Annotated in this window: 16 protein-coding genes; 6 read left to right on the top strand and 10 right to left on the bottom strand. The window is 64.2% G+C overall.

Annotated elements, in window-relative coordinates:
* Window positions 1–43: 43 nt before the first annotated feature.
* The 5 genes from EPO50_RS09430 to EPO50_RS09410 form a co-directional block, all read right to left on the bottom strand.
* Window positions 44–1,186 carry an acyl-CoA dehydrogenase family protein gene (locus EPO50_RS09430; protein WP_296343254.1) on the bottom strand — a complete coding sequence of 381 codons (1,143 nt, stop codon included), beginning with the start codon at window positions 1,184–1,186 and terminating at the stop codon, window positions 44–46.
* 29 nt (window positions 1,187–1,215) lie between these two features.
* Window positions 1,216–2,412 (bottom strand): acyl-CoA dehydrogenase family protein, encoded by a 1,197-nt coding sequence (locus EPO50_RS09425; RefSeq protein WP_296343252.1) that lies wholly within the window; start codon window positions 2,410–2,412, stop codon window positions 1,216–1,218.
* The gene (locus EPO50_RS09420) at window positions 2,412–3,608 is read right to left on the bottom strand and encodes an acyl-CoA dehydrogenase family protein (RefSeq protein ID WP_296343250.1); all 1,197 of its coding nucleotides are present in this window, start codon (window positions 3,606–3,608) and stop codon (window positions 2,412–2,414) included. The genes EPO50_RS09425 and EPO50_RS09420 overlap by 1 nt, the downstream gene beginning before the upstream one ends.
* A gap of 208 nt (window positions 3,609–3,816) precedes the next feature.
* On the bottom strand, window positions 3,817–4,533 hold the full coding sequence (locus tag EPO50_RS09415) for an FkbM family methyltransferase (protein WP_296343248.1): 717 nt from the start codon (window positions 4,531–4,533) through the stop codon (window positions 3,817–3,819).
* A gap of 25 nt (window positions 4,534–4,558) precedes the next feature.
* Entirely contained in the window at window positions 4,559–5,761 is a 1,203-nt protein-coding gene (locus EPO50_RS09410; RefSeq protein ID WP_296343246.1) for a CaiB/BaiF CoA-transferase family protein, read from the bottom strand.
* Between the two features lie 97 nt (window positions 5,762–5,858).
* On the opposite strand from EPO50_RS09410, the gene EPO50_RS09405 reads away from it, so the two are divergent.
* Together EPO50_RS09405 and EPO50_RS09400 are read left to right on the top strand one after the other, a co-directional pair.
* On the top strand, window positions 5,859–6,983 hold the full coding sequence (locus EPO50_RS09405) for a CaiB/BaiF CoA-transferase family protein (protein WP_296343244.1): 1,125 nt from the start codon (window positions 5,859–5,861) through the stop codon (window positions 6,981–6,983).
* Window positions 6,983–8,158, top strand: a complete 1,176-nt coding sequence (locus EPO50_RS09400; RefSeq protein ID WP_296343243.1) for an MFS transporter — start codon at window positions 6,983–6,985, stop codon at window positions 8,156–8,158. The genes EPO50_RS09405 and EPO50_RS09400 overlap by 1 nt, the downstream gene beginning before the upstream one ends.
* A 15-nt stretch (window positions 8,159–8,173) precedes the next feature.
* Here EPO50_RS09400 and EPO50_RS09395 read toward each other — a convergent pair whose 3' ends face one another.
* A complete protein-coding gene (locus EPO50_RS09395; RefSeq protein ID WP_296343239.1) occupies window positions 8,174–9,319 on the bottom strand; it encodes a DSD1 family PLP-dependent enzyme in 1,146 nt (381 codons plus the stop codon).
* Complete coding sequence (locus EPO50_RS09390) at window positions 9,316–10,194, bottom strand: SDR family NAD(P)-dependent oxidoreductase (protein ID WP_296343237.1); 879 nt, start codon at window positions 10,192–10,194, stop codon at window positions 9,316–9,318. The genes EPO50_RS09395 and EPO50_RS09390 overlap by 4 nt, the downstream gene beginning before the upstream one ends.
* Window positions 10,195–10,275: 81 nt before the next feature.
* On the opposite strand from EPO50_RS09390, the gene EPO50_RS09385 reads away from it, so the two are divergent.
* Together EPO50_RS09385 and EPO50_RS09380 are read left to right on the top strand one after the other, a co-directional pair.
* Entirely contained in the window at window positions 10,276–11,385 is a 1,110-nt protein-coding gene (locus EPO50_RS09385) for an LLM class flavin-dependent oxidoreductase (RefSeq protein WP_296343234.1), read from the top strand.
* Between the two features lie 2 nt (window positions 11,386–11,387).
* Window positions 11,388–12,158, top strand: coding sequence for an acetoacetate decarboxylase family protein (locus EPO50_RS09380; protein WP_296343233.1), 771 nt, complete (start codon window positions 11,388–11,390; stop codon window positions 12,156–12,158).
* A gap of 15 nt (window positions 12,159–12,173) precedes the next feature.
* Here the strand turns inward: EPO50_RS09380 and EPO50_RS09375 are convergent, their stop codons facing one another.
* The 3 genes from EPO50_RS09375 to EPO50_RS09365 all read right to left on the bottom strand — a co-directional run bounded on the left by EPO50_RS09375 (window position 12,174) and on the right by EPO50_RS09365 (window position 16,108).
* Window positions 12,174–14,021, bottom strand: coding sequence for an AMP-binding protein (locus tag EPO50_RS09375; RefSeq protein WP_296343406.1), 1,848 nt, complete (start codon window positions 14,019–14,021; stop codon window positions 12,174–12,176).
* A 111-nt stretch (window positions 14,022–14,132) separates the two neighbouring features.
* The gene (locus EPO50_RS09370) at window positions 14,133–14,645 is read right to left on the bottom strand and encodes a UGSC family (seleno)protein (protein WP_296343230.1); all 513 of its coding nucleotides are present in this window, start codon (window positions 14,643–14,645) and stop codon (window positions 14,133–14,135) included.
* A gap of 11 nt (window positions 14,646–14,656) precedes the next feature.
* Window positions 14,657–16,108 carry a thioredoxin gene (locus EPO50_RS09365; protein WP_296343228.1) on the bottom strand — a complete coding sequence of 484 codons (1,452 nt, stop codon included), beginning with the start codon at window positions 16,106–16,108 and terminating at the stop codon, window positions 14,657–14,659.
* Window positions 16,109–16,298: 190 nt separating this feature from the next.
* Between EPO50_RS09365 and EPO50_RS09360 the strand changes: the two genes are divergently transcribed.
* A complete protein-coding gene (locus tag EPO50_RS09360) occupies window positions 16,299–17,522 on the top strand; it encodes an acyl-CoA dehydrogenase family protein (RefSeq protein ID WP_296343226.1) in 1,224 nt (407 codons plus the stop codon).
* Window positions 17,523–17,596: 74 nt separating this feature from the next.
* The gene (locus EPO50_RS09355; protein ID WP_296343224.1) at window positions 17,597–17,965 is read left to right on the top strand and encodes a DUF202 domain-containing protein; all 369 of its coding nucleotides are present in this window, start codon (window positions 17,597–17,599) and stop codon (window positions 17,963–17,965) included.
* Window positions 17,966–17,970 lie beyond the last annotated feature (5 nt).

Genomic DNA, 17,970 nt, shown 5'->3' with positions numbered 1-17,970 from the left:
GAGGCGCGCCAGCCTTCTGGCACGCCTCCGGCGCAGTCTTTGATCACGCCGCCATGGCGAGGTTGCTGTAGCGGGTCAGGTGATGCTGTTGGTTGCCGAACATCAGGTCGATCATCGTCAGCCGCTTGAAGTAGTGGCTGACCGAGAGTTCGTCGGTGACGCCCATACCGCCGTGCATCTGCACCGCGCTCTGGCCGCAGAACTTGCCCGACTTGCCGATCTGCACCTTGGCGCCGGAAGCCGCCTTGGCGCGGACCGTCGCATCCTTGTCGTCGATCTTCAGCGACGCCATCAGCGTCATCGAGCGCGCTTCCTGGGCGTTGGTGAAGCAATCGACCATGCGGTGCTGCAGCACCTGGAACTTGCCGATCGGCACGCCGAACTGTTTGCGGGTCTTGATGTACTCCAGCGTGGCCGCGTTGATGGCGTCCATGCAGCCGGTGGCCTCGGCGCAGAGCGCCACGATGGCACGATCGACCGCGCCTTCGACGACCGGGAACGCCTCATCGACCTTGCCCAGCACAGCGTCGGCGCCGACCGAGACCTTGTCGAAGGTGAGCTCCGAGGCGCGCAGCGCATCCTGGGTGGGATAGTCGCGACGGCTGATGCCCTTGGCCTTGGCGTCGACGATGAAGAGCGTCAGGCCCTTCGGCTCACGCGCCGAGCCAGCGGTACGGGCGAGCACGATGATATGGTCGGCGGACGGCGCGTTGTAGACGACGCCCTTATGGCCGGAGAGCGACCAGCCGGCGCCTTCCTTGGTTGCCTTCAGCGACACGTCGGCCAGATTGTAGCGCGACTGGCGCTCCAACCAGGCGAAGGCAAACTGCTTCTTGCCCTCGATCATCGGCGCCAGCAGCGCTTCCTTCTGGGCCTTCGTACCGGCGCTGGCGATCATGCCGCCGCCCAGGACCACCGTCGGCAGGAACGGCTCGAGCACCAGACCTTTTCCGAACTCTTCCATGACGATCATGGTCTCGATCGGACCGCCGCCGTAGCCGCCATCCTCTTCCGAGAACGACATGCCGAGCCAGCCCAGTTCGGCGAACTGGGACCAGTTCTCCGGCAGCCAGCCGCGCTCGGTGGCAGCGATCTTGCGCCGATTCTCGAACGTGTACTTGTCACGAACGAAGCGCTCCGCGGCATCCTTCAACTGCTTCTGTTCGTCGGAAAGGGACAGATCCATTGTTTCTCCTCCGGAATTCTTCGCTGGACTTATAGCCCGAGCACCATCTTCGACACGATATTCTTCTGAATCTCTGTGCTGCCGCCGTAGATGCTGGTCTTGCGCATGTTGAAATAGCGCGGAGCCGCGGGCGGCGCGTGATCAGGGCCGATCGGCGTTTCGTTCGTATCCTGAAACAACATGCCGGGCTGGTAGGGCTGGGCATATTCACCCACCGCTTCCATCGTGAGCTCGGCGATGCGCTGCTGGATTTCCGAACCGCGAACCTTGAGCGTCGAGACCTCCGGACCGGGCGCACCACCCTGGGCCATGGTCGAGAGCACGCGCAGTTCGCTCATCTCCAGCGCCTGCACCTGCAGGTCGATGTCGGCAATCTGTGCCGTAAACGCCGGATCGTCGGCCAGGGTGCTGCCGTTCTGCGGCTCACTGCGAGCGATCTGACGCAGCACCGAGACACCACGCTTGGAGGCCGGCACCTCGGCGATGCCGAGCCGCTCGTTGGCCAGCAGGAACTTGGCGCAGGTCCAGCCCTCGTTCTCCTTGCCGATCAGGTTCTCGACGGGAACCTTCACGTTGTCGAGGAACACATCGTTCACGTGATGGGCGCCGTCGGTCATGATGATCGGCCGCACGGTGACGCCCGGCGTCTTCATGTCGATCAGCAGGAAGGAGATACCCTCCTGCGCTTTCACCTCGGTGTTCGTGCGGACGAGACAGAAGATCCAGTCCCCCCAATGCGCGAACGAGGTCCAGGTCTTCTGACCATTCACGATGTAGTGGTCGCCCTCACGCACCGCACGGGTGCGCAGGTTGGCGAGGTCCGAACCGGCGCCCGGCTCGGAATAGCCCTGGCACCACGACACTTCGGAAGAACGGATGCCCGGCAGGAAGCGTTCCTTCTGCTCGTCCGTACCGAAGGTGTAGATCACCGGGCCGACCATCTTTGGTCCGAACGGCAGGATGCGCGGCGCGCCCTCCTCGGCTAGCACGTTCTCGAACAGGAAGCGTTGTGTCACGTCCCAGCCCGGGCCGCCGTACTTCTTCGGCCAGGTGTAGGCGAGCCAGCCCTTCTTCCCCAGCGCCTGCTGCCAGACCATATGATCGTCGCGATCGTAGTGCTTGCCGGAGAAGGTCTTTTCACGCGTCGCGGGGGAGAGGTTCTCGCGGGCAAAGGCGCGGACTTCGTCGGCGAACGCCTTGTGCTCGGCTTTGAGTGCCAGATCCATTACAGCCCCAATACCATTTTGCTGATGATCCCCTTCTGGATTTCGTTACTGCCACCGTAGATCGTGGTCTTGCGCGTGTTGAAGTAGCGCGGCGCCGCGAGATGGGCGTAGCTCGGCCCGACCGGCTCCTCGTTCGTGCCCTGCCACAACAAGCCGGGCAGGTAGGGCGCGGCATACTCGCCGACCGCTTCCATGGTGAGTTCGGTGATGCGCTGCTGGATCTCCGAACCGCGGATCTTGAGGCCCGAGACCTCGGGGCCCGGCTGGCCGCCGTGCGCCATCTGCGACAGCACACGCAGTTCGGTGAACTCCAGTGCCGTCACCTGAATCTCAAGATCGGCGATCTTCTCGGCAAAGCTCTGGTTCTCGATCAGCGGCTTGCCGTCTTCCTGCTCTGCACGGGCGATGTCCTTCAGCGCCTCGACTCCGCGCTTGGACTGCGGCACGGCCGCAATGCCCAGCCGCTCGTTGGCCAGCAGGAACTTGGCGCAGGTCCAGCCCTCGTTCTCCTTGCCCACGAGGTTCTCGACCGGAACCTTCACATTGTCGAAGAAGACCTCGTTCACCTCGTGGCCGCCGTCGGCCATGATGATGGGCTTCACGGTGATGCCCGGCGTCTTCATGTCGATCAGCAGGAAGGAGATGCCCTCCTGTGGCTTGGACTTGGGATCGGTGCGGACGAGACAGAAGATCCAGTCGGCCCAATGGCCCATCGTGTTCCAGGTCTTGGACCCGTTCACGATATAGTGGTCGCCGTTCTTCTCCGCCTTGGTGCGCAGGCTCGCGAGGTCGGAGCCCGAGCCCGGCTCGGAGTAGCCCTGACACCACCACACGGTGCTTTCGCGGATCGCCGGCAGGTACTTCGACTTCTGCTCCTCGCTGCCGAAGGTGTAGATCACCGGCCCGACCATCTTGGTGCCGAACGGGATGATGCCTGGCGCGTATTCCTCGGCGCAGATGTTCTCGAAAATATAACGCTGCGCCGGTGTGAAGCCGGGGCCACCATGCTTCTTCGGCCACGTATAGACCAGCCAGCCCTTCTTCCCGAGCGCCTGTTGCCAGCGCATGTAGTCGTCGCGGATCAGGTGCTTGCCGTTCTTCACCTTGTCGCGCACATCGGCCGGCAGGTTGGCTCGAACAAAGGCACGAACTTCGTCGGCAAATTTCTGTTCTTCAGGCGTAAAAGCGAGGTCCATCTGGCCCTCCCGGGGCGGAATTTGATTTGGCCGGAGTTTAGCGACGAGCCCCGTCCGGACAAGTAAAACGCAACCGGATAGCGGCTGAATCCGCCGCGAAGCGGAACGCCTTTACGTGGATTTTTCGCGCGTCAACGACGTGGGAAGATCTCCGCGCTCAAAGCCTGCCGGCCCCATTTCTTGCGCTGTGCCTGACACAAAGGTCGCCTTAGACCCAAGAGTTGTCGGCCGACAGCAGGCTGCCACGCCGTACGAAGACGAAATCGCCCTGCCGCAAACGGCCATCGCGCGTACGCCCTGCCAATCCGACGATGTCAAAAAGGTCGAAGCCCTTTTCGTCGAAGAAACTGACGATTTCCGGGATGGTCGGCGCTCCCTGCTGAAAGAAGGAGACTTCGACCAGCGCGACGTCGATCTTCGGCAGCGAGGCCTCAGCACCGCGCAATGCCCGCAACTCGTGCCCCTGCAGGTCGAGCTTGAGCAGGGCATGATGCTCGAAGGTGAGGCGCGCGCCGAACAGCGAATCGATCGTGGCTGCCGGCACATCTACCGTCGCTTCTCCGGTGGTCGCGACATAGGCTCCAGTACTGGGCTTCACATCGCAAGCCATGCGAACCGTGCCCGTGTGATCGCTCAACGCACAGGCATGGAACACCCAGCCTCGCTGGCGTGTCAGCGTTTCGAGCGGTGCCTGACAAGCCGGCTGCGGCTCGATGAGGTGGATTTCAGCTTCGGGAAAGGCGGCATGTGCCGCCTCGGCAAAGGCACCGAGGTGGGCGCCGCCGTCGATGATCAGGTGTGGCACGTAGCCCAACTCCCGCAAATGCGGGAGACAGCTATGGGTCGCGTCGAAGCGGTTCTCGCGCCGACGCGATATCCGATAGGGCGTCAGCACCATCAGCCGTTTCACAAGGGAAGTGATCATCTCGACCGGACGCTAACAGCCAGCGCTACGGGACGATCAATGCCTTGTCGGCCTTCAGCTTCTCGATGGCGGCATCACTCAAGCCGGCTTCGCGCAACACCTCGACGCCATCGCCACCGACCCGAGGGGCATGGCGGCGGAACTCGACCTTGGTCTTCTCGAAGTCGAGTGGGCTCGCGAAGGTAGTGATCGGGCCTTCCGTCGGATGCTCGCGCTCGGTGAAGAAGCCGGTAGCCTTGAGGTGCGGATCGTCCAGCAACTCCTCCAGGGTGCGCACCGGCATGGCGGGGATGTCGGCCTTGTCGAACATCTCCAGCCATTCCTCTGTCGTACGATCCTTCAGGAGGGAGCCGAGCACCTGATAGAGCTCGCTGAAGTGCTTGGCGCGTTCCATGCGATCGATGAAGCGCTTTTCCTTGGCGAGGTCGGGCCGATCAGCCAACTCGAAGAAGGTGATCCAGTGCTGGTCGGTGTAGGGCAGTGCACAGACGTAACCGTTCTTCGTCGGGAAAGGATGGCGGAACTTGTTGATGATGCGGTCGTAGCCCATGGCGCCGCGCTCGGGCTTCCAGGTCGCTCCGAACAGATGCTCGGTCAGCCAGAACGAGGCCAGGGTCTCGAGCATCGGCACTTCGATCAGCTGGCCCTCGCCCGTCGCCTTGCGGTGATAGAGCGCGCCGAGAACGGCGATGCAGAGATGAAGGCCCGTCGTCTTGTCGGCGATCAGGCTGGGCATGAAGCGCGGCGGCAGGCCATCGACCCGGCTTTGCAGCGAGGCCGCACCGCTCACGCCCTGCACCAGGTCGTCGAAGGCAGGCTTGTGCCCATAGGGGCCCTTGCGGGCATAGCCCAGCGAGTAGGCGTAGATGATCGACGGGTTGATCTTCTTCAGATCCTCGTAGCCCAAGCCCAGCCGCTCGATCGCCTGCGGCCGGCTGTTATGGATGAACAGGTCGGCCGTCTTGACCATGTCCTTCAGGACGGCGCAGGCGGCCGGCTTCTTAAGGTCGAGGCAGATCGACCGCTTGTTGCGGTTGGCGGCCATGTAGATCGGGCCCATGCCCTTGTCGCGCCCCAGGCTGCCGCCTGAGGCACGCAGCAGATCGCCTTCCGGCGGCTCGACCTTGATCACGTCGGCGCCCATATCGGCCAGGTGTTGCGTGGCGAACGGCCCCAACAACACGGCCGTCAGATCGATTACACGCACGCCCTGCAACGGTCCCGGCATTTCCTCGTCCTCACTCCTCGTTCCATGAACGACGCACTATGGCATACCCGAGCAGGCTGAGGCATGTTGCCGGCCCTGAACAAAGAGAAGGTGAGCAATGCCTGGAGCGCTGGACGGTCTGCTTGTTGTGAGCGTGGAGCAGGCGGTCGCTGCCCCCTATTGCTCGGCTCGCCTAGCGGATGCTGGTGCGCGGGTGATCAAGATCGAGCGGCCCGAAGGCGATTTCGCCCGCGCCTACGACGGCTATGTGCACGGGCTTTCGAGCTATTTCGTCTGGCTGAACCGCGGCAAGCAGTCCCTCACCCTCGACTTCAAGCAGAAGGACGATCTCGCCCTGCTGCACCGGCTGATCGGCAAGGCTGACGTGCTGATCCAGAACCTGGCGCCGGGCGCTGCCGAACGGGCGGGCTTCGGTTCTGCCGCGATGCGGACGGCGCACAAGAAGCTGATCACCGTCGACGTCTCGGGCTACGGCGATCACGGCCCCTACAAGGACCGGCGCGCCTATGACCTGCTGGTGCAGGCCGAGAGCGGACTCGCCTCGATTACAGGCACTGAGCATGGACCAGGGCGGGTTGGTATTTCGGCGACCGATATCGGCACCGGCATGTATGCCCATGCCGCCGTCCTCGAAGCGCTGCTGGCACGCCACAAGACCGGCGAAGGACGCGCCATCTCGGTGTCGCTCTTCTCGTCGATGGCGGAGTGGATGACCGTGCCGCTGCTCGCCATGGACTACTCGGCCTACGAATGGCCGCGGCTCGGCCTCACACATCCCTTCATCGCACCCTATGGCGTCTACCAGACAGCCGACCAGGTGCCGGTGCTGATCTCGATCCAGAACGACCGCGAGTTCGAGCGGCTCTGCCACGGCGTGCTCGACCGGCCCGGCCTCGAAAAGGATCCCGACTACGCCACCAACAAGACGCGCAATGCCCGGCGCGATGCTACCAACGCCATCGTGCAGGAGAGCTTCGGCGCGCAGGATTTCGCGAGCCTGGCCGCCCGGCTCGATGCTGCACAGATCGCCTGGGCAAGAGTCAGCACCGTCACGGATCTCTCGAAGCACCCGCAGCTTCGCCGCACGGCGTTCTCGTCGAGCGGCGGCGACATCTCGATCCCCGCCCTCGCCGCGTCCTACACTGGCGAGCCCGAACGGCTGGGAGAGGTGCCGACCCTCGGCCAACACAGCGAAGCGATCCGGCACGAGTTCGCCATCTGATGTCCAAATGGCTGACGGGCCTACGGCTCGCGGCCTATGGCGGCGCCTACTTCTTCGCTGCCGGCGCCTTCATGAGCTACTGGCCGGTGTGGTTGCGCGACCGCGGCGTCACCGACACCGAGATCGGCACGCTCTTCATGTCGCGCCAGATCGTGGCCGTCGTCGCCACGCTGTCTGTCGGCTGGATTGCCCATAGGCTGGGCGGTACCCGGGGCGTGATGGTGACCCTGGGCCTCGCTACCGTCGTCATGGTCGGTGCCTACGAATTGTCCTACTCGTTCCTGGCGATTTTCGTCGTCACCATGGTCTGGGGCTTCCTGTGGTCGCCGCCCATGCCGCTCTATGACGGCGTGCTGGTCACGGAGACCCGGAAGCATGGGCTCGACTACGCGCGCGTGCGCATGTGGAGTTCGGTGGCCTTCATCGCCGGTACATTCATGTGCGGCATCGCCGTCGACCGATACGGACCGCCGTGGGTGCTCTTCGTCGGCCTTGCGAGCATCATTTTCCTGGCGCCCTTCGCTTTGCTGCTGCCTGCAGCCGAGCCGAAGGCAGCTGTGGCGGCCCGCGGCCATGCCCCCATTCGCATCGGCGAACTGTTGCGCCAACGGCCGTTCATCCTCTTCCTGATGGCTTGCGGTCTCTGTCAGGCCAGCCACTCCGTGCTCTACAGCTTCGGCACACTGACCTGGCGCAGCGCCGGCATCGACGATGTCACTATCAGCTTACTCTGGGCCGAGAGCGTGGCGATCGAGATCGTCCTGATGCTGTTCGGTGGCTGGCTGCTGCAGCGGCTCGGCGTCTGCGGCCTGATCGCGCTGGGGCTCGGCGCCGGCATGGTGCGCTGGACCGCCATGGCCTTCACGACGGAGCTATGGGCGCTCATCCTCCTGCAGGCCCTGCACTCCTGCACCTTCGCCGCATGCCATCTCGGCGCCATGGCCTTCCTGCAGCGCGCGCTGCCGCCACATGGCGCTGCGATCGGCCAGAGCCTCTATTACGCGCTCGGCACCGGCGCCACCCAGGCGCTGGTCTTCCAGTTCTCTGGCCTGCTCTATTCGGAGTTTGGCCAGCACGCCTTCCTCGGCATGACCGTCGTCAGCGCCCTCGGCATGGTGGCGCTGCTGCTGCTGGCCCGCACGTGGAAGGGCCAAATGCTCGTGGGTCAGACCTAACGCGTGCTCGGCAGCTCAGCGTGAACGGCCTCGCGCCGTCACCGGCCAGATCTCGACAAGCGTGTCGCCCTTCACCACATGATAGCTCTCGTAGAGATTGACCGTCGGGTCGCAATGCGGCGGCGTCAGGATAACCTGCTCAGCCAGCGCCGGTGCAGCCTTGCCTTCCGGCGCGATCACCGCGAGATGCTCGTCGCCCATGAAGCGGGTCGTGGCGCCATCGACGGCGCCTTTCAGGATCACCGGCGGGCCCTTCTCGGTCGCCATGGCCTTGAGGCCGGCATCGACCGTAACCATGCCGGCTGTGTTAGCGCTGACCACGCGCGCGTCGATCTGCAAAGCCTGCTCGAAGGTGGGTTTGTCGAGGCCACGCAGGTCGCAGACGTTGTAGTCGTGATCCATGAAGACGTAGGAACCGACCTGCAGCTCCGTGAAGACGCCGAGCTTGGCGTCGATACAGTGCGTGCCAGTGCCCGAACCCGTGACGATCGCAGGCCTGAGCTTTGCCGCGTCGAGTTTGGCAAGGATGCCCTTCAGGTATTCCGTGCGCTCCTCGATCTCGGCCTTGCGCTGGGCAAAGTCGACGATGTGCTGGTGACGGCCGCAGTAAAATTGCACGCCAGCGTACTTCAGCGACTTGTGCTTCACGATCTGTTGCACGAGCTCGACGGCAGCATCCGGCGAGGCGACACCGGTGCGGTGAATGCCAGGATCGATATCGACGATGACGGCGAGCGGCTTGCCGGCCTTGGCCGCGGCCGTGGCCAGCGCCTCGACATTGGCGGGATGATCGACCACCACCATGAGATCAGACACTTCGCCATTCAGCTTCATCAGGCGGTCGATCGCCTGCGGCGTCACCACCGGCGAGGTGATGTGCAGGCTCTGGATACCCGCCTCGCCCAGCGCCTCGGCCTCGCCCAGCTTTGCACAGCAGACACCCAGTGCGCCGGCCGCGATCTGGCGACGCGCAATGTCGGCCGACTTGTGGGTCTTGGAATGCGGACGCAGCTTCACGTTGTGCGCTTTGGCGAAAGACGCCATCTCCGCGATGTTGCGGTCGAGCATTTCGAGATCGAGCACCAGCGCGGGCGTGTTCAGCGAGCGTCGCGAGCCCTGCTGGCCGATCAGGTGTCCGTGCAGTCGTTGCGCTTCGCTCATTTCCGATTGTCTCCAGGCTGAAGAGTGCGGACGACCATGGCCTCGCCGGTCGTACCGCGGTTGACGCCAGCGCTTTTCATGAAGGTGTTGTCCTGGCCGGTGCCCCAGAGCGCGACGCCTTGGGCCAGCAGGCCGCCATCCACCTTGATGGTTTCGCCGGTAATGAAACGCGCGTCGTCGGAGCACAGGAAGGCCGCGACGTCGGCGATATGCTCGGGTTCGCCCCGATCGGGCCAGGGCTGTTGAGCGAACTGCTTCTCGTATTTCTCTGGACGCCCGCGATGAACCAGCGGCGTGGAGATCACACCGGGAGCGATGCCGACCACCCGGATGCGATCCGGGCCGAGTTCGGCCGCCACATTGTCGATCAAGCTGATGCAGGCGGCCTTGGCCGCCGAATAGGCGTGGCTGCCGCCACCACCGATCATGCCGGCGATCGACGCCGTTACCAGGATCACGCCACCGTCTCCGTGCTTCTTCATCGCCAGCGAAGCATGCTTCATGCCGAGGAACACGGATCGCGTCAGGACAGCAAACGTGTAATCCCAGTCCTCGACGCTGGTCTCGGCGATCGGCCCGAACGCGCCACCGACGCCGGCATTGAGATAGGCAATGTCGAGCCGGCCGAAGCGCTTCTCGGCCTCGGCCACCGTCGCGTCCACGTCGCTTTCCTTCGCGACATCGCAACGTATGAAGGCGATGGCGTCGTCGTGGCCCTGCGCCTTGGCAACGGCGAGCGTTTCCTTGCCATTCGCTTCGTTGAGATCGGCGACGACCACCTTCGCGCCTTCACTCAGGAAACGCATGACGGTCGCGCGGCCCATGCCGCTCGCCCCGCCGGTCACGATCGCAACTTTGCCTGCCAGTCGTTTCATCCGCGTTTCGCCCTCCGATGCCATGGTGGTGTTGCACACGCCGCCGGGCAAGCCTAGCGTTTCGCAACCGCGGAGGACGCCATGAAGTTCGGCCTGTTCTACGAGATCTCGATTCCGCGTCCCTGGACGCCCGAGAAGGAACGCACCGTCTACAACAACTGCCTCGAACAGGTGAAGCTAGCCGATGAGCTGGGCTTCGATCATGTGTGGGCCGTCGAGCACCATTTCCTCGAAGAGTATTCCCACTGCTCCGCCCCGGAGCTGTTCCTGACCGCCTGCGCCGTGCTGACCAAGCGTATCCAGGTCGGGCATGGCATCGTGGTCTGCGTCCCGGAGTTCAATCACCCGATCAAGATCGCCGAGCGCACGGCCACGCTCGACCTGCTGTCGGGTGGCCGCCTGCATGTCGGCACCGGACGGTCAGCGACCTGGACCGAGCTCGGCGGCTTCGGCGCCAATCCCGATACGACTAAGAAGAGCTGGGATGAGTTCGTGCGCTGCCTGCCCAAGATGTGGATGCAGGAGACCTTCTCCTATCAGGGCGAGTTCTGGTCGATGCCGGAGCGCACCATTCTGCCCAAGCCCTACCAGAAGCCGCACCCGCCGATGTGGGTCGCCGTGACCAGCCCCGGCACCGAGATCGACGCGGCCGACCGCGGGCTGGGCAGCCTCGGCCTCTCCTTCGCGGGCTTCGAGGAGCAGGAGAAGAAGATCAAGGAGTATCGCCGTCGCATCCAGAACTGCGAGCCGGTCGGCGCTTTCATTAATGAACAGGTCGCCACCACCAACTTCCTGTTCTGTCACGAGGACGAGAAGACTGGCGTCGAGATGGGCAAGAAGCTCGGCAACACCTTCAACTATCTCGCCACGCAGCTCATCTCGACGCGCGAGGTCTACTCCTCGCCGTCGTACCAGTCGCTTGGCCTGCTGCCGGCGCTGCGCCGTGCCGCCACCGGCCCCGATGCCAACGAGCAGCAGACCGAAGGTATGGCCTACGGCGATCCCGCCCGCATCATCCGTGCCGTCAAGAAATGGGAGTCGCTCGGCGTCGACTGCATCAACTTCATCCTGAACGCCAACGAGGTCGTGCCGCAGGACCAGGTTATGGCGAGCCTGCGCCTGTTCGCCAAGGAAGTGATGCCACACTTCGCCAAGAAACCCGGCCATGTGGCCGCCGCGGCGGGAGAGTAACCATGCCCCTCTATGGATCGCTCGACATCACGCAATCGCCCGCCCGCCTGCCGACGCTTGCCAATCTCGACACCGAGGCCTGGACGCTGCCCAAGGCCGAGATGATGCAGCTCCTGATCGAAGTGCCGCGCACGACGACGGAGGCTTTGCTGCCCAAGGCAATGCACCCCGCGCTGCCCTCCTACGTGATCCTCGCCGTCACGAAGTATCCGGAGAGCCCGGTCGGTCCGTTCAATCTTGCAGTGCTGCGCCTGGGCAGCCGGGCCGGCGTCCATCCGCGCGGCTTCCTGCTCGGTGCCGTCGCGAGCAGCTCGGCTGCAGCCGAGGCGCTGCGCACGCGCTGGGGTTTCCCCATCGACGTCGGCGAGGTGAAGTTCGTGCGGCGCCACGACCGCATCATCGGCACGGCGAAGAAGGACGGTAAGACGATCCTCGATTGCGCTTTGGTCGACCCGCAGCCGGTGGCCGGCAACGACGTGCAATACATCAACTGGGTGACGGCGGCGAACGCGCCGCTCGATGGCCAGACCCAGCCGATGCTGATCCAGGTCGACCCGAAGTACACTTTCTACAAGTCCGAGCGCGGCAAGCCGCAGGTCTCGGCCTTCGACGCCGCGGCATGGCACGCGCCCAACGTAACGCTCGCCGATCCGATCATCGGCACCTGCTGCACCGTGGACACCGACCTGCCGCGGATCCGCTTCGTGATGGATCCGCTGAAGCCGGTGTTCCAGGGCACGCGCCGCATTCGGGAATCGCGGGCTGACGAATAGTCGGCCCCTCAATTCCTAGATCACGATCACGCCCTCGCCCCCAGCGTAGAGCTTCTCGACCAGCGCCTTGCGGCGCTCCAGCGTCGCGCGCTGGTTGATGTAGCCCTTGTCGGTCATCTCGTTGCCATCGACCGAGGGCGGCTCGGTCATCAGCAGGACACGCTTCGCGTGCATCGACGAGCCGCCGCCCTCGGCGTTCATCTTCGCAAGGCCGGCCTTCAGGGTGCCGACCACGGCAGGGTGAGCCAGCAGCTCGGCCGTAGTGAGCCGAGCCTCCGAATCTGCCGCGAGCTGGCGGCAGGCGGCGATGTTGGGGAAGCCCAGCAGGCCGACATATTCGCGGTCCTGGCCGCAGATCACGGCGTCCTGCAGTACCGGCGAGGCTGCCGCGATCGCGGCCGTGCGCAGGGTACCGACCAGAACGAAGGTGCCGCTCATCAGCTTGAAGTCCTCGACGACGCGACCATCGAAGATCAGGCCGAGGCTCGGATCGCTGGCATCGACGAAGCGACCGGCATCACCGATCTTGTAGAAGCCCTCTTCATCGAGCATCTGGGCGGTGAGGTCGGGTCGCTTGTGATAGCCCGGCGTCACGATCACGCTCTTGAGGCGTAGCTCGTAGCGGCCCTCCTCGCCGGTCGGCACCATCTTGAGCTGCACGCCGGGATACGGCAGCCCGACCAGGCCGACACGCTCCGAAGCCCAATGCACTGTGGTCGCCGTCGGCGATGTCTCGGTCGAACCCCAGCCGGTGACGAAGGGCAGACGGTAGCCCGTGTACTTCACGGCCAACGCTTCCATCCGCTGGTAAAGATCGTCTGGCAGAGTAGCGCCGCCATAGGCGAGCGAGTTCAGGTTCTTGAAAAAGCGTTTGGCCAACGCGTTGTCGTTTTCCAGAGCCGTTGCCAGCATGGCGTAGCCCGCCGGCACGTTGGCGAAGTAAGTCGGCGAGACTTCGCGCAGATTGCGCAATGTCTCCTCGAAAAGGCCAGGCAACGGCTTGCCGTCGTCGATATAGGTCGTGCCGCCGTCGGCCAGATTGCCCTGGAAGGTCGCGTTGCCGCCCATCGTGTGGTTCCACGGCAGCCAGTCGAGCATCACGGCCGGCGGATCGCTGGCCTTGCGGGTGCGCGACATTTGCCCCATCGCCAGGTTGGCACACATCATCTCCTGGGTGTTGATGACGGCCTTGGGCATGCCGGTGCTGCCCGAAGTGAACAGGAACTTGCCCGTCGTCTTGGGCCCTATCTGCTCGATCGACGCCGCGACGGCTTCGGTCGGCCGGGTGGCGATCAGTTCGCTCCAGGGCAGCGACTGCATCTTGGGCGGCGCCTTGTCGACATGGACCAGCAGCACGCCCTCGAGATCGAGCGAGGCCAGAGCACGGGCGTAAATCTCCCCGTTCTGCACGAACACGAGACCGGGCTTGATCAGGTCGAAGACGTAACGGAGCTTGGCATGATCCTGGCTCATCACCGAATAGGCCGGCGACACCGGCGCAACCGGCGTCCGCGCCTGCATGGCTGCCATGGTGAGCAGCGCGAATTCGATGGAGTTCGACGACAGGATCATCACCGGCTTGTCAGGCCCGAACCCGCGATCGAGCAGCGCCTGGGTCGCCGCATCGACCTGCTTCTTGGCCTTGGCATAGGTGACCTTCAGCCATTCCCGATCAGGACCGCGGCGCTGCGCCAGCCAGATCCGGTCCGGCGCCTCGGCCGCCCAGCGTGCAAGCAGTGCCGGCACGTGCTTCTGGTAAGGCTTCAGCTTGTGGTTCGACTGCAGCACGATCGTGCCGTCGGCCCGCCGCTCCGCCGACACGTCGCGGCTGAGAAAGTCGATCGGCTTGAACGGTGCTTGCATAATGCTGTCCAACACGCTTCTCCCTAAATCGTCATTGTCGACGATTTAGGGATGCAACGACGCCGTCGGCAAGAGGCATCGTTACCCTGGACGTGCGTGCCGCACAGGGCTCTATGCGCGCTCAATCAATGCCAGCACCTGCTCGAATGCCTGGTCAGCGAGCGCCCGCATTTCGTCGTCGGTGCGGTCCTGGATGGGATGCGGGACGTAGACGACGCCGGGCTCGAAGCCGAGCGACTGGGCTTGCGCCTCACTTGCTTCCACGAACACCGAAGAGGCGACGTAGCCGCCGGGAATGCCTTTGTCGTCGAGGGTCTTGATGTCGTGCAGACTGCACGATGTGCAAGAGCCTCAATCGGCCAGGCCTTCGATCACGAGGTCGACCTCGCTGGCGATCTTCTGCGACAGATCATTGGGGGCAGGCCGCGTAAAAGTGGGCTTCTTGTAGCGCTTCACCGCCACGCCCTTTTCCGTCAGCCGCTCTTCGATGCGGTCGAGGAAAATGTTGCCGCGCGGCTTGGAGATATCGAGCAGCCCCACGGTCAAGCCAGCGATCTTGTCGGGCGGCGCCTTGCGGGCACGCCGTATGGGCGAAATCTCTGATGTTGGGTCGAGCAGTTCCATCCGTTTCCTCCTCAATCCTTGATGGCGATGGTGACCGGTGTGCTGCCGATTGGCCCCGAGGCGCCCCAACCGGCAATCACGGCCGAGAACATGCCGGCGTCGCCACCGGCCCGCACGATCAGCAGTCCGCCCTTGCGGAACTTCGGGATGGTCTTGCGGTCGCCCAGCGCCGCAGCCGGCACACCTTCGGCAATGCCACCCGCCCCACGCACGATCTCTTCGGCGGGCAGTTCGAGCAAGGCGTCGAGTTCCCGGCGCAGTCGTGCTTTGTCCCAGCCGGCCGTTTTGAAGGTGCGTTCGTGTTCGGGGCTCACGACCAGGATGGCATCGGCTCCCTGTGCGAGCTTCCAATGGTTCACGCCGCGCAGGCTGAGCGCAAAGGTACGCGACAGCGATTCCGGCGTACGCGATTGCTGATCGACGACGCCGTGCACGCCGTCACCGGCGAACAGGGTCACGGTATTGCTGCCCTTGGCAAAGCCGCGCTCGACCGACAGCGGCTCCCAGAACGAGCCCGCCTCATCCTCCGCGAAGCAGAAGGTGTACTTGCCGGGCGTTCCCAGGGTCGAACGGTCGACACCCTGCGGCCGCCCGCCGCCGACATTGCGCACGCAAAGCTGCAGGGCGCGGCCGATCGTGGCGTTGGCACGGTTACCTTGCCCCAGCGCATTGCCGCGGCCGTTCATGCCGATGGCCCTGGCGATCGGCCCGTTCACGATCATGATCGGGCCGCAGAACATGGTGGTCGCCAGTACACCATGCATATTGAAGGGCTCGGAGAGCGCGGCCTCGACTGCGGCAATCACCACCGGCATGTATTCCGGCGCGCAGCCTGCCATGACAGCATTGATGGCCACCTTCTCGACCGTGATCGGCTGCAGGTCGGGCGGCAGCAGACCCAGCACGTCCTTGGGATCGCGGTTTGTGCCCTTCAGCATGCGATGCACGCGCAGTCGCGTCGGCGGCACCGTCGGAAGGCCATCCGACCAGCCCCGCGAATACATCGCCTCGAATTCGTCCTCATGCTCACCGACCTCGATGCGCCGCGCCTGGAACGGCACGTCGCCATACTTGATCTCGAGTTCGTCGACGATGCCGGGCTCGACGGATTTGGAGCCACAGCCCGGCCGCCACGCTGGCAAGCCCTCGCCCAGCGAATTGACGCCGGTCAACGCCCGCCACTCGTCACGCTGCCAGCCGACAACGCGCTCGACCTCGCGGCCACCTTCGAGGCGGATCAGGGTCGGCACGGTTTCGATGCCGAGACGGAAAGAGACTTCCAGGGCACGGTCATCGCGGACGCCGGCCACGCCCTCGGGGAAAGCCGGATCGTCCTGGCTGTAGACAGCGAGCGGTCGCGCCCCGGCGGCCAGTTCGCGCACCACCGGCTGCACCAGTTCACAGGTCTGGCAGTCGCGCTTGGCGACCAGCACGAATCCCTCGTTCATTCCGACAAGGTTCACGGGCGTTCTCCCTCGGTATGGATACTAGCGTGTCTGTTGCGGCATGCACTCGCGGTGAGGCTCGACTTCGTCCGCGATCCGAAACCGGCCGTGCATGCGGCGTCGTGGGTACCGTCTCCGACCTGAATGCCCGTTCACATTGGCGAGGTTTTCGGCCAGAGTGCGCCGCAGCACAAAGGGAGAAAGAGCGATGGATTTCGAATATTCGGATCGCACCAAGGCGCTTCTGGAGAAGCTCAACAAGTTCATGGACGAGGTCATCTATCCGGCCGAGCCCGTCTACGAAGAGCAGATGGAGAAGGCCAAGGATCGCTGGCAGCTCCCGCCGATCATCGAGGAATGCAAGGCCGAGGCGAAGAAGCGCGGCCTGTGGAACATGTTCCTGCCGGCCGACCGCGATTCGGGCGACACCCATGGCACGATGGGCCTTTCCAACCTGGAATACGCGCCGATCTGCGAAGTCCTGGGCCGCTCCTCGATCGCCTCGGAATCGACCAACTGCTCCGCCCCCGACACCGGCAACATGGAAGTGTTCGCCCGCTACGGCTCGAAGGAGCACAAGGAGAAGTGGCTGAAGCCGCTGCTGAACGGTGAGATCCGTTCCTGCTTCGCCATGACCGAGCCGGCGGTCGCCTCGTCCGATGCGCGAAACGTCGAATGCCGCATCGAGAGCGATGGTAACGACTACGTCATCAACGGCCGCAAGTGGTGGTCGTCGGGCATGGGCGATCCGCGCTGCCAGGTCATCATCCTGATGGGCAAGAGCGATCCCAACGCGCCGGCTTACCGCCAGCAGTCGATGATCGTCGTGCCGCGCGATGCCAAGGGCATCAAGATCGTCAAGATGCTGCATGTGTTCGGCTACGACGACGCCCCGCACGGCCATGCCGAGGTGATCTACGACAACGTGCGCGTGCCGAAGTCGGCCATCCTGCTGGGTGAAGGCCGCGGCTTCGAGATCGCCCAGGGCCGCCTGGGTCCGGGCCGCATCCATCACTGCATGCGCGCCATTGGCGTCGCCGAGCGTGCGCTCGAAATGGCGATCAAGCGCGCCAAGAGCCGCGTCGCCTTCGGCCAGCGCATCTCAGAGATGGGCGTCACCAAGGCCCATGTCGCCGATATGCGCATGGAGATCGACATGGCCCGCCTGCTGGTCCTCAAGGCCGCGTGGGCGATGGACAAGTACGGCAACAAGGAAGCCCGCCAGCAGATCGCGATGATCAAGGTGGCGGTGCCGAACATCACCTCCAAGGTGGTGGACCGCTGCCTGCAGCTCCACGGCGCCGGTGGCGTCAGCCAGGTCTTCAAGCTGGCCAGCATGTACGCCCACCAGCGCACGCTGCGTCTGGCCGACGGTCCGGACGAGGTTCATCGCGACCAGGTCGGCCGCCTCGAGATCTCGAAGTACAACTAAGCCGTCACTTGACGGAGAAAAGCGGGGCGCGATCCTTCGGGGTCGCGCCCTTTTTCTTGTCTGGAGGGAATGCCGTGGAGAACGCGCCCATCAACCGACACATCAGCGATCATCTCGCCAACGAACGGACGTTCCTCGCCTGGATCCGGACATCGATTGCCGTGATGACGCTCGGCGTCGCCATCAACCGCTTCAGCCTTTTCCTCGTGGAGATGCATCAGGTCGTGCCGGAAGTGCGTCAGATCACCAACCGTCACGTCGAGAAGCTGGGCATTGGCCTCGTCGTTCTCGGCATCGTGATGCTTTGCGGTGCGATCTGGCACTACCTGCATGTCGGCCGGATGATCGAGAGCGGCAGCTATCGCCCGGCCAACCGCCTCGTCGTCGGCACGGCGATCCTCTTCATCCTCATGGGCGGAACCGCCCTGGCCTGGCTGTTCTAGGCCAG

This window comes from Reyranella sp. (genome assembly GCF_004297405.1).
Classification (GTDB): domain Bacteria; phylum Pseudomonadota; class Alphaproteobacteria; order Reyranellales; family Reyranellaceae; genus Reyranella.
The sequence above is the reverse complement of the archived record's forward strand: the minus strand, read 5'-3'. Positions and strand labels throughout refer to the sequence as shown.

Coding starts and splice junctions, on each gene's coding strand:
- EPO50_RS09430 (WP_296343254.1), bottom strand. CDS start 1,186: ATGGATCTGTCCCTTTCCGACGAACAGAAGCAGTTGAAGGATGCCGCG.
- EPO50_RS09425 (WP_296343252.1), bottom strand. CDS start 2,412: ATGGATCTGGCACTCAAAGCCGAGCACAAGGCGTTCGCCGACGAAGTC.
- EPO50_RS09420 (WP_296343250.1), bottom strand. CDS start 3,608: ATGGACCTCGCTTTTACGCCTGAAGAACAGAAATTTGCCGACGAAGTT.
- EPO50_RS09415 (WP_296343248.1), bottom strand. CDS start 4,533: ATGATCACTTCCCTTGTGAAACGGCTGATGGTGCTGACGCCCTATCGG.
- EPO50_RS09410 (WP_296343246.1), bottom strand. CDS start 5,761: ATGCCGGGACCGTTGCAGGGCGTGCGTGTAATCGATCTGACGGCCGTG.
- EPO50_RS09405 (WP_296343244.1), top strand. CDS start 5,859: ATGCCTGGAGCGCTGGACGGTCTGCTTGTTGTGAGCGTGGAGCAGGCG.
- EPO50_RS09400 (WP_296343243.1), top strand. CDS start 6,983: ATGTCCAAATGGCTGACGGGCCTACGGCTCGCGGCCTATGGCGGCGCC.
- EPO50_RS09395 (WP_296343239.1), bottom strand. CDS start 9,319: ATGAGCGAAGCGCAACGACTGCACGGACACCTGATCGGCCAGCAGGGC.
- EPO50_RS09390 (WP_296343237.1), bottom strand. CDS start 10,194: ATGAAACGACTGGCAGGCAAAGTTGCGATCGTGACCGGCGGGGCGAGC.
- EPO50_RS09385 (WP_296343234.1), top strand. CDS start 10,276: ATGAAGTTCGGCCTGTTCTACGAGATCTCGATTCCGCGTCCCTGGACG.
- EPO50_RS09380 (WP_296343233.1), top strand. CDS start 11,388: ATGCCCCTCTATGGATCGCTCGACATCACGCAATCGCCCGCCCGCCTG.
- EPO50_RS09375 (WP_296343406.1), bottom strand. CDS start 14,021: ATGCAAGCACCGTTCAAGCCGATCGACTTTCTCAGCCGCGACGTGTCG.
- EPO50_RS09360 (WP_296343226.1), top strand. CDS start 16,299: ATGGATTTCGAATATTCGGATCGCACCAAGGCGCTTCTGGAGAAGCTC.